General features: G+C 47.9%; 9 protein-coding genes. 4 read left to right on the forward strand and 5 right to left on the reverse strand.

Annotated features, from left to right (window positions below):
- Positions 1 to 112: 112 nt before the first annotated feature.
- Positions 113 to 1270 carry an MFS transporter gene (locus BMW79_RS29125; protein ID WP_089901706.1) on the forward strand — a complete coding sequence of 386 codons (1158 nt, stop codon included), beginning with the start codon at positions 113 to 115 and terminating at the stop codon, positions 1268 to 1270.
- A 37-nt stretch (positions 1271 to 1307) separates the two neighbouring features.
- On the opposite strand, the gene BMW79_RS29130 is transcribed toward BMW79_RS29125, so the two are convergent.
- Complete coding sequence (locus tag BMW79_RS29130; RefSeq protein ID WP_089901709.1) at positions 1308 to 2135, reverse strand: tyrosine-protein phosphatase; 828 nt, start codon at positions 2133 to 2135, stop codon at positions 1308 to 1310.
- A 228-nt stretch (positions 2136 to 2363) separates the two neighbouring features.
- Here BMW79_RS29130 and BMW79_RS29135 point away from each other — a divergent pair, with 228 nt between their 5' ends.
- Complete coding sequence (locus BMW79_RS29135; RefSeq protein WP_089901712.1) at positions 2364 to 3455, forward strand: helix-turn-helix domain-containing protein; 1092 nt, start codon at positions 2364 to 2366, stop codon at positions 3453 to 3455.
- Here BMW79_RS29135 and BMW79_RS29140 read toward each other — a convergent pair.
- On the reverse strand, positions 3439 to 4356 hold the full coding sequence (locus tag BMW79_RS29140) for a LysR family transcriptional regulator (RefSeq protein ID WP_089901715.1): 918 nt from the start codon (positions 4354 to 4356) through the stop codon (positions 3439 to 3441). The genes BMW79_RS29135 and BMW79_RS29140 overlap by 17 nt on opposite strands.
- Positions 4357 to 4452: 96 nt before the next feature.
- Here BMW79_RS29140 and BMW79_RS29145 point away from each other — a divergent pair, with 96 nt between their 5' ends.
- Entirely contained in the window at positions 4453 to 5574 is a 1122-nt protein-coding gene (locus tag BMW79_RS29145) for an alkene reductase (protein WP_089901719.1), read from the forward strand.
- Complete coding sequence (locus BMW79_RS29150; protein ID WP_089901722.1) at positions 5561 to 6658, forward strand: alkene reductase; 1098 nt, start codon at positions 5561 to 5563, stop codon at positions 6656 to 6658. Before BMW79_RS29145 ends, BMW79_RS29150 begins: the two co-directional genes overlap by 14 nt.
- Before the next feature lie 341 nt (positions 6659 to 6999).
- On the opposite strand, the gene BMW79_RS29155 is transcribed toward BMW79_RS29150, so the two are convergent.
- The 3 genes from BMW79_RS29155 to BMW79_RS29165 form a co-directional block, all read right to left on the reverse strand.
- The gene (locus BMW79_RS29155; RefSeq protein WP_177192384.1) at positions 7000 to 8520 is read right to left on the reverse strand and encodes a right-handed parallel beta-helix repeat-containing protein; all 1521 of its coding nucleotides are present in this window, start codon (positions 8518 to 8520) and stop codon (positions 7000 to 7002) included.
- 74 nt (positions 8521 to 8594) lie between these two features.
- Positions 8595 to 9902 carry an SBBP repeat-containing protein gene (locus BMW79_RS29160; RefSeq protein ID WP_089904405.1) on the reverse strand — a complete coding sequence of 436 codons (1308 nt, stop codon included), beginning with the start codon at positions 9900 to 9902 and terminating at the stop codon, positions 8595 to 8597.
- 32 nt (positions 9903 to 9934) lie between these two features.
- Positions 9935 to 11770 (reverse strand): RagB/SusD family nutrient uptake outer membrane protein, encoded by a 1836-nt coding sequence (locus BMW79_RS29165; protein ID WP_089901728.1) that lies wholly within the window; start codon positions 11768 to 11770, stop codon positions 9935 to 9937.
- Positions 11771 to 11783: the final 13 nt, after the last annotated feature.

An 11783-nucleotide genomic window follows, 5' to 3' on the forward strand; every position in this document is an offset into this window, starting at 1 on the left:
AATCAAATGGGGATTGACTTTCAGCTTACGTGTATTTTTCCACCGGTCGTTTCTCCCGGGATTTGTCTAATTTTGCAGCTTTCCATGCCATAAGGGGTGTGTTACACAGATCATGTTAGCAGATATTCACAATGATACAGATGCCCGGCAATACCGGATTGCCACGTCTGTATTCTTTTTCATTTCCGGATTGGGTTATTCTTCCTGGGCTTCCAGGATTCCTTCCATCAAGCAACAATTGCATTTAAATGAGGCACAGTTCGGGCTGGTGCTATTGGCCCTGCCGATCGGTCTTATGCTGACCATGCCAGTCACCGGAAAGTTACTGGGGCTTTTCAGCAGCAGGAAAATTATGGTTTTCGGGGCGATGGTTTTTAACCTGATCCTGAGTTTGCCCGGATTTACCACCAGTATCTGGCAATTGGCGCTGGTACTGTTCTGCTTCGGTTCTGCCCGTAACCTCCTGAACCTCTCCATGAATGCGCAGGCGGTGCAGGTACAACACCTGTTTTCCAAATCTATTATGACCAGTTTTCACGGCATCTGGAGCGTAGCCGGTTTTGCGGGTACCGCTATCGGCTACCTGATGATCACCATGAACGTGTCGCCGTCGTACCACCTGTTGCTGGTGAGCGTACTGCTGCTGGTTTTTACGATGTATTATTATCCCAAAACATTCCCGGATCAACCTGTAAAAGAAACGGTAAAAAGAGCAGCCTTTGCTTTGCCGGATAAATCTTTGCTGAAATACTCGCTGATCTGTTTTGCCTGCATGGCCACGGAAAATACGATGTACGACTGGAGCGGCTTATACTTTGAACAGATTGTAGGTACCCATAAATCCACTGCGGCAGCGGCTTTCGGTATTTATATGGCGGCCATGACCACGGGTCGTTTTATCGGCGACCGGCTTGTAAGAACCATCGGTATCAAAGCTATCCTGATGTACAGTGGCTGGTTTATCCTGGGTGGCCTGTCGCTGGCTATTGCATTGCCTTACCCGGTTACAGCCGGCATCGGGTTCATTTTCGCGGGATTGGGAGTGGCCTGTGTGGTACCGCTGGTATTCAGCCTGGCAGGAAAATCAAAAAGTACCAATAGCGGTCAAACGCTGGCATCTATTTCCACCATCGGTTACTTAGGTTTTATGGTGGTACCGCCTTTAGTAGGACTGGTAGCCCAGGCTACCAGTTTGCGCTGGTCTTTTGCTGTAATGGCCATATGCGGACTAGCCATTGTGTGGTTGGTAAAAGGTATGAAAGAAGACTAAAAAAATAAGGAGGAGGCCGTAGCCTCCTCCGTTACTATCAGATCGTATACTTCTGTTTAAGGATCGCGCGTTCCTTCTCTCCGATTCCTAACTCTTTCTCAAAGAAATTGTCTACGCTGCCATATTTTCCTTTGATGGCATTAAAAAGCGTCTGTAATAATTCCGGTTTCAGCTCCAGCGCTTTGCGGATGGTTTCCGTATCCAGCCCGGTGCTTTGCTCCATGCCTTTAAACATCCGCTGATTCATGGGCATCAGGTACACATTGCTGGCAGTAAAATCTGCTTCAATGGTTTGTTGCGGCACACCCAGTGCGTACAGGAACAACGCCGTAGCCATCCCGGTTCTGTCGCGGCCACCGGTACAATGATACATCATCGACTCATTGTCCGGAAGCGTCAGCAGTTTCTGGAACAGTGGTTTGTAACGTGCCCCCAGGTAGTCGGTGTTGCTATAAAACTTCTCCAGGAATTGACCGCTTTTAATCACTTCTCCCATTTGTGCCGCGCTGGGCAGGCTATCGCTGCCGGCAGGGCAAAGCAGGTAATCTGTTTGAGGCAACAGGTGATCCGGTGCTGCGGCAGCTTCTTTCACACCCCGGAAATCAATCACGGTATGAATATGCTTCTGCTCCAGTACCGTAAGATCCTGGTCTGTTAAATGGCTTACATCGGCCGAGCGGAATATCTTACCCCAAACCACTTTCTTCCCATCGTTAGTGCGGTAGCCACCTACATCGCGGAAATTAACGGTTCCCTGCATACGCACTACCCGCTGTGTGCTGTCTGATAATTGTGCTGATGCTGCACCTGCCATGCCCATCAGGAGACAAAAGACATGTGTGAATTTTATAACAATGCGATCCATACGAAGGTATTTTCCGGCAAAGATGAATATTGTGGTGCAGGTGTGCGACCGCGCCGAACAACGGGTACGTGTACACGTATTTTTCGGTTTATCCGTACTCACTTTTACTGAGGATCAACGCATTAGCATATGTTACGAAATCATTACCAAATAGGGACAGATGGCCTGATGAGGGAGGTTTAACATTCCGGTAATACTGGTTAACTACATTCGGTACATACCCGGACTATGATATATGTAATTGCCATTGGAGCATTTCAGGCGCTGACTGCAGTTGCTTTGCTAAGGAGCAGTCAGTTGCGTAGTAAAGCAGATGTACTGCTGATCTTTTTGTTATGCTGCATTGCAGCCCATCTCGCTATCAAGTTTTGTATCTATTCTTTTGTAGATGATCACCAGGTACGTGCACAAATGAATACGTTCATTGGTTGCTGTTACGGACCTTTGCTGTACCTGTACGCCTGCCGGCGCCGGGATGCGGCATTTGTACCTGCGTCGCGCTGGTACGTATTCCTGCCTTTTATGGCGGGTGCTGCAGGCTATCTCACGGTTACCTGCCTGTTATGGTTATCGGCTCCTGCCGGCCATGCCTTCCTGTACTATTACAATGAAATTACTACCTGGATGATGATAGCGCTGGGCGTTCTATTTCCGTGGTGGTCGCTGCGTATTGCGCGGCAGTTGCCAGATGCACCAGCGGAGCAGCAATTGATCCGCAGTATCAGTTACCTGCTGGCACTGATCAGTGTCATTTCCCTGGGATTTAAACTGATGCAACCGGCGCAGTCATTTAATATCATCTGCCGGGATATCGTATACTCTCTGCTGATAGTTATCTGCGTGGTCATTATCCGTTATAAATATGTAGGGATAATGGGTATGCAGCCCATAAAAGCGGCGGCAGAAAATATATTACCTACGCGGAAGATGCAGCTGAGCAAGGAAGAGCAGCACCAAACATTCCAGGCGCTGGAAGCGTATCTGCATACTACCAAAATATTTACGGATGCGGAGTTGAATCTTGACAAGCTCGCACAGGGCGCCGGAATCAGTAAGTATCATATTTCGGAAACGCTGAACAGCTATGCTGGTAAGTCTTTCTACCAGTATATCAATGAATGGCGGATCAGGCGTGCAACGGAGCAGATCCGTTTTATGAATGAAAAAAAACTACCGGTGAATGTGCTTACACTGGCGTATGATTGTGGCTTCAAAGCCAAGTCGTCTTTCAACCAGTATTTTAAAAAGATGACCGGTCTTACTCCTACGGAATATATCAAATCACTAACGGTTACACCTGCCGTTACGATCCATGAGTAAGCGGGTGCATCATCTGCCGGAAAATTTCCTGTATACGGCTGATTTCATCCGCATACATTGTTTTTTTGCGGGTACCAAAGTACAGCGTGTTTTCGATGATGGATTGTCCTTCCCATACCAGCTGCATCCCACCTGCTTCAATTTCCTCCGCGCATAAGAAATCAGGCACTACAGAAAAACCGGTTTCCCCGCTCAGGCAGCGCACAATAGAACTCATATTCGGTACAATATAATTGGGTTTGAAATCGAGGTGGCGGCGGAAGTTGAGCTGCCAGAACCGCTTTAAGTGCTCGGTATCCGCAGCAGTGCTGTACCAGAGCTGTTCTTTGAGCCAGTTTTCAGCACCGCTGTAATCTTTCTTTTTCAGCAGTGCTTTCAGTGGTTGTGTATCTGTTTTACCGCCGGCCACCAGCACAATCCTTTCTTTTGAAAAAGGTTTGAATTCCAGGTTCGTCTGATCACCTTTCTGCGGCGTGATAATGAGATCCAGTAAGCCCTTGTCGAGGTCGTGGATCATCTGCGGATAATCACCGAACTTAATGATGATATTAAACGGCAAAGTGGCAATATATTTCTCCAGGGTATACTGAAATGTTTCGAAGCACATGCCGATGCTGATAGTGGCCCGTTCTGTTTTAGTGCTTTTATGAAACAGTTGTTCCGCACTTTCGAGTTTCCCGAGTGGTTCTTCGATAAAATTATAAATCACTTTCCCTCTTTCCGTGGGCACGAGTTTTTTGGCGGAACGGTCAAACAGTTTATATCCTGTATACGCCTCCAGCGAATTCAGGTGCAGACTTACGCCCGGCTGTGAAATAAACAGCTCCTGCGCGGCGCCGGTAAGGGTACCCTGTTCATAGATGGCTTTAAAGGTACGTAGCCATTCGAGGTTTAGTCCCATGATCAATTATCATTATTATGATACAAAGGTATAAGTTAAATAATTATGATAATAATCTTTTTTGATGGAATTTTGCCTTATCAAAATTGAAAGACGATGCTTTTTACAGATTATACACTTGGCGGACTGACCCTGAAAAACAGGATAGTGATGCCGCCGATGACAAGGTCCAGAGCGGCCAGCGGAGAAGCGGCCACATCCCTCATGGCGGAGTATTACCGTCAGCGTGCGGGAGCAGGTCTTATTATATCAGAAGGAACACAGATCAGCCGCCAGGGCCAGGGGTATGCCTGGACACCGGGCATTTATACTGCTGCACAGATAGCGGGCTGGAAACAGGTAACCAAAGCCGTGCATGAGGCAGGTGGTCTTATCTTTGCACAGCTCTGGCATGTGGGACGTGTATCGCATACTTCCCTCCAGGAAAATGGCGCTGCCCCGGTAGCACCTTCCGCTATCCTGGCAACAGGCGTAAAAGTATTTGCCGATCCCGAAGGCAAAGGAGCCGAAAATGGCGCCGGAGAAATGATCCAGCACTCTATGCCCCGGGAACTGACAAAGCCCGAAATAAAGGCGATTATCAACGATTATGCACAGGCTGCCCGTAATGCTATAGCCGCCGGTTTCGACGGTGTGGAATTACATGGCGCCAATGGCTACCTGATAGAACAGTTTATCGACTCACAAACCAATCACCGTACCGATGAATACGGCGGGTCCCTGGAAAACCGGTTGCGCTTTCTGAAAGAAGTAGTGACCGCCGTGGCTGATGCCATCGGAAAGGAACGTGTAGGCGTACGCCAGGCGCCACTCACCACCCTGATGGGCGCTATGGATGATCATCCGGAAGAAACCTACATTGCCGCCGCAAAAGTGCTGAACGAAATTGGTATTGCTTATATACACATTGCGGAAGCCGACTGGGACAATGCACCTGTAATGCCCATCCCCTTCAAGGAGGCCTATAGAAAAGCATTCTCCGGCACCCTGATCTATGCCGGTAAATACACCCTGGACCGCGCAGAAGAAGCTCTCCGGAAAGGCTGGGCCGATCTGATCGCCTTCGGACGGCCGTTTATCGCCAATCCGGATCTGCCTTACCGTTTGCAGCACGGATTACCTTTAAATGAACCCGATCGCAGCAAATTCTTTGGTGGCAGCGTAGCCGGTTACACCGATTATCCATCGATTAAAAAAACAGCAGATGCTATTATTTGAAAAATATAACGATAAAGGCCTGGACTTAAAGAACAGGATCGTGATGGCGCCCATGACACGCGCCCGGAATCCCAATGGTATTCCGAATGAGATGAACGCATTGTACTATCAGCAACGTACCAACGCAGGACTGATCATTACCGAAGGTACTGCCATCTCTCCTACCGCTACGGGCGTATTGCATATTCCCGGGCTGTATACCGATGAACAGGTGGAAGGCTGGAAAATAGTGACCAGCGCCGTACACGCTACAGGTACCAAAATATTCACACAGCTGTGGCATGTTGGCCGCGTATCACATACCAGCAATCAGCCGGGTGGCATCGCCCCCGTGAGCGCATCCAATATTCCTGCCGCCAGTTCCCACGCATGGGGATACGACGAAAACGGCCAGGAAAGCTTCGTTACCTGCTCCACACCCGTAGCACTGACTACCGATGGCGTGAAAGCAGTAGTACAGGATTTCGCGAACGCAGCAACCAACGCCGTAAAAGCAGGTTTCGACGGCGTAGAACTACATGGCGCCAACGGCTACCTGATAGAACAGTTCCTGAATCCGTTCGTAAACAACCGCACCGATGAATATGGTGGCAGCATCGAAAACCGCAGCCGCTTCCTGCTGGAGGCAATAGACGCCAGTATTGCCAACATCGGCGCCGATAAAGTGGCCATCCGCTTAACACCTTATGGCGGTCTGCATGAGATGCCACATTACGACGAAATAGAAGCTACTTACAGTTACCTGGCAGCGGAATTGGGTAAACGGCAAATCGCTTACATCCACCTGATGGATCAGCAATCCAGAGGCAGCTACGCATTACCGGAAGGATTTCTGGAAAAATTCAGACAACAGTATCGCGGCGTACTGATACTGGCAGGCGGCATGACCCGCGATAAAGCTACACAACTGATCAATAAAGGGATAATAGATCTGGCAGCATGGGGAGAACCTTTTATTGCCAACCCGGATCTTACTGAACGACTGAAAAACGACTGGCCATTAAATACACCCGACAGGCAATTACACTATGGAGGGGCTACACATGGGTATACAGATTACCCGGTGTATGAAGCAACCAGGTAAAAAAGAAGCATTACGGGGAAAGACGTAATGCTTTTTTATTTTCCCCGCAGCAAAATCAGAACCCGCCTGTGACAGCGGGTTCCATCAACTAAAACAAACGTTAGCCATTGGGCAAACCGGCTATCAGCACACCCAAAAAGTTTCTCCGCAGGAAATGAACTGCGTCGTCGGCAGTGAACGTTCCTTGTTTTTTTCGGTGGATATTTTGCTCAGACTTGCTACAGTAATTTTTGTGAGCTTCAACCTGGAAGTGATTTTCTTTTTCATATTGCTACAGATTTAGGTTACCCTGAATCTACGACAAGAAAGCCTTTTTCGATATCACGTAAAAAGGGGATTTATTACTGTTGCGCTCCTTTGCTGATCTGGTTATTCACGATACGCGGCTTACCATCTATATCCAGCGTCCCATTTACCGCTTCTGAAATTACCACACCGCTGTTACGCGCAGGCGAGCCGGGAGCGATATGCAGATCAGGCACCGTAGTACTGATCAATAATGGATCCACCCCATATACTGATGCCGCATCCATACCTGACGCCGTTTTCCAGGCATTAAAATCCATATTGACATTACCGTTAGTGCTACCCCAAATCCATTGCGGCATACCCGTAGTATAGTAAAGATTATTGTCAATCACATTCCCCGACCCCGTGTTCGTATACTTATGCACAAAAATATCTACCGGTCTCGCATAAACGATATTATTGCGGATCACGTTATCAAAGCATTGTTCGGTTAGACGGATCTCCCCCTCTATTTCACCAAAAGCACCCGGCTCCCGGTTATTAAACAGCAGTGTATTATTCACCACATAACAGTTACGCGTACCGCCGGAAGTATAACCAAGATAACCTCCCAGGTAAATACCCGTACGCCAGCAGTTAGATACAAAATTATTCCTGACAATACAGCTGCTCGTGGGATATGCATCATTCTCACTCACGATGCCGATACCACGGTCTGCTTCGTGTATGCGGTTACGTTCTACTATGATATTGCGGGCGCCGTCTACATAAATAGCAATAGCGCCATGACCATGCGTGCCCCCAACCGGTCCGTGTGTCATATCAATATTGTATAATTCATTATCACTGATCACACCATTGCGTGCGTAGTTAAACGCAGGATTACTGTTAGCCGCATAGCCACCAGCCGCATCAATGCCAATGTTCTCGGTATTGTAAATCGTGTTTCCCCGGATCGTAAATCCATCTACATAACCATTGATGGTAAGGTTTTCGCTGTACCCGGTTTTTGTATCGTGGATCACATTATTTTCTACCAGGATATTCTTCATCACATCCGCAGTGTTGCCGATAATTTCGATACCGTGTCCGCTGCGGCCCTGTGAAGGATCCACATTGTGTTCTATGTTATAGATCTTGTTTTTCCGGATGATGATATTCCCGGACCCGGCATCCGCTGTAATCCCATTCACATTGGCACCAGCCGCCGTGCTTTTCAGGTTGCAGATATCAAATCCCTCCAGCACCACATAACTGGCATTACTGATAGTCACCAATGCCTCCCTGCCGGTAACGGTCATGCCGGTGCCATCTATCACGGCCTTTTCGCCGGGATATGCTTTCAGCGTGATCAGTTTTTCCAGCCGGCCGGAACGTGGAAACACCACCTTTTCTCCGTAGGTGCCTGCCCGTACCATAACGGTATCGCCGGGATTAGCTTTCCCCAGCGCGGTATTGATACTGGCCAGCGGATGATTGCTGCTGCCGTCTGCGGTATTGCTACCATTGGGCGCTACATAATACGTGTGGGTCTGCGCCACCTTTTCTGCGTTAATGGCAGTAGTGCCTTTACTACAGGCGCCTGCCACCAGGGCGAATAAAAAGAAATACATATTCCTGTTTAACATCTTGCGAAAAAATAAATGACGGCAGTATTACTACTGCCGCCGTGAGTTTACACATAGATTTATTCCGATACGATCTTTCTTATGCGGTTATTATTTTTATCGATGACATACACCACCCCATTCTTATCTACGGTAACACCGATCGCACCTTTGAAAGAAGCTGCTTCTCCCACTCCATCCAGGTAATCGGCTTTATCGCTACCGGCGAAAGTCTGTACCATCCAGCTGCCTGCACTGATCATGCGGATGCTCTGATCGGCGTTGGCGCCGCTGTCCCAGGTGCCATTCCCCGCTACATAAATATTGCCATCGGCATCTGTAGCCAGTCCCCAGGGATTCGAAAACTTCGCATCCTTTCCTGCCCCATTTACATAACCGCCTGTATTCAGCTGACCGGCAATAATCGTTGGCGTCCAGGTACCGGCTTTATACTGGGTGATCACCTGCGTGCCGTTGCCGGATACATACAGGTTACCGGCTTTATCCACCCCAAGACCCGCCGGATAGGTGAGTTTGGAGATGATCTGTGTTTGTGTATCGTCTTTCAGCTGGTATATATTCCCTTCCGGATCACAGCTGGTATAATAAAGATTGCCATTGGCCTTATCGATAGCCACACTCCAGGGCGCCTGCTGTGCCCAGCCGATAGTGGTAGCTGTACCATCCGGGGTAATTTTCCGGATGTCGTAGTTGGCAGCATCTACACTATAAATATTACCGGCAGCATCGGATGCCAGTCCGTAGGGAAGGTTGAATTTTGCGGCGTTGCCTTTACCATCTCCATAGCCGGCGTTGCCAGGCGAACCCGCAAACAGGCTCACATTGCCCGATGGATCAATTTTGCGGATACAGGCGTTACCCACGTCCGCTACATATACGTTGCCCTCATTATCGGTGGTAATGCCCATGGCCCTGTACCACGACTGACCGTTAAAATTAAAGGAGGCATCTGTACCTTTTCCATTTATATAGGCAGCTTCCCCATTACCTGCGAAAGTAGTGACATAGCGTCTGAAAATGTAATTGAAGGACGTTTTGCTGACAACGCTGTCTTTCCCTACTTTCACCACCAGATTACCGGAGCCGCAGCGCTTCGGTACCACCACCATGATCTGTTTCGTATTGGCGTTCACGATAGCGCATCGTTTGCCATTGATCGTTACACGTATATCATTGGTATCGGAAGAAAAATTATCCCCGGTTATTAGTATTTCTGTGGAAGACGTACCTACAGCCGGGATAAAATCCGTCAGCTGCACGGGCTGGCCATCGTTGTGTGTGAGGTCTTTGTCTTTCGAACAACCTGTTAACAGGCCATACATCAAAAAACAACTGGTGAGTGTATATAAATTCAGTAGCCTGATCATAGCAATGAGTTGAGCATTTAATAAAGAAAAAATTACCATCCCGGGTTCTGTACCAATCCCCTGGCTCTTTCCAGGTCTTTCTGCTGAATAGGGAACATATACATCCGGTCATCCCAGAAGCGTTTCTGGAATAACGTGCGGGTATAAAATCCGGTGAAGGAAAATCCCTGCTTATCATCATTGGCATTAACGTTCATACCATAAATAGTCTGGTTCTCCGGTTTACCGAGTGTAAGGCGGCGGATCTGTGTGTAATAACGGTCACCTTCAAAGCAAAGTTCCACCTGTCTTTCTTTCAGGATGTACTTTCTCATCAGCGCCTGGTTACCCACGGCATCCGGATACACGGTTTCAATACCGGGCAAACCTGCACGGGTTCTTACCTGGTTGAGATAAGTAACGATATCTGCATTACCGGGATCATATTCATTCAATGCTTCTGCATAGTCGAGTAAAATCTCTGAGTAACGGATAAGAATATACGGCGAGCGATAGGCATCGCTGCCCATACTACGCACGTTATCATCCGGGCTAAGAAACTTGGTGGGCAGGTAGCCGGTAATAATATTGCTCCCCATAGCAGACATCCCTGATTTACCGGAATAATATAGTTCGATTCTGCCGGTACCATCTTTATTGTTATCCGAAGAAAAATAGTTCTTATCATCTACAGACACAGCGCAGGTAACCGGGCGGCCGTTATAGGCAATAAAAGCATAGAACCGGGGTTCACGGTTGGCATACATGTTCCAGTCTCCTTTTTTCTGTTCCCATGATTTGCTCCCTGCCTGCGAAGAAAAACCGGTTTCCACATATTGCGAAGTCGGATCATCGATCGACTTCCCGTTATTCATATAAAATGCATCCACCAGATTCTGGGTAGTATTATACAGGTTGTATCCATTCGGACCTGGAGAGGCGCAAATGGTATAACTCCAGCGGCTCCAGTTCATAGTAGCGAGTATAATTTCATTGTTCCACGGCGTTAGAAATACATCTCTGACAGACTTGAACGGATTAAATTCCTGGTCACCGTTATCGAGATTGGTGTAGAGTTTATAATAACCGGAATCGATAATTCCTTTTGCAGCTTTCGCAGCAATACGCCATTTATTTACATCGTAGGTAGTGGGCGCCAGTGGTGTTCCATCCTGGTTTTTAAATCCGGCCAGTTTAGGATTACCATTCCATAAAGGGCTGGCAGCCCACTGGGCCAGTTTGGATTTTACGGCATAACAGGCGCCGGCAGTAGCACGGCCATTGTTACCGGCAGATGCCCACACATAAGGCAGTCCTTTTGCAGAAGCATCCAGCAATTCGTTGATATACGCCACACATGTATCAAAAGGCGCCCTGTTCAATTTATCATAATCATCATTCTGGTTCATGACGTTCGTGAGTTTTACGAACGGGCCGTACTGACGGAGTAAGAGCCAGTAGAAGTAACCACGGAGAAAAAGGTTTTCGGCTTTATATTGTGCTTTCAGCGCATCGCTCAACTGAATAGCGGGTACTTTATCAATATTCTGCTCAAAAATAAAGGACTGCCGGATAGCAGTGTAGAAGCCTCCCCAGTTATAATAATTCCAATCGGAAGCACTCCAGTTACCACCTACCATATATCTTACAGAAGTACTGGGAATGGATACCGAGATATCATCTGAGGCACCGATGTTGGCATAGTCGCCACCACCCGCACGATAGCTGTAGATGTTGGCCAGGTAGCCTTCGGCATTCGCCCTCGTTTGCCATATCTGCTCATCTGTTAAAAGGTTATCCGGTTTTTTATCCAGGTATTTGGTACAGGATTGCAGGGCCACTACACTCATACCGATAAAAAAAAGTAACAGGTATTTATATCTGGTCATAAATGATCTTTTT

The organism is Chitinophaga arvensicola, assembly GCF_900110835.1.
Lineage (GTDB): Bacteria > Bacteroidota > Bacteroidia > Chitinophagales > Chitinophagaceae > Chitinophaga > Chitinophaga arvensicola.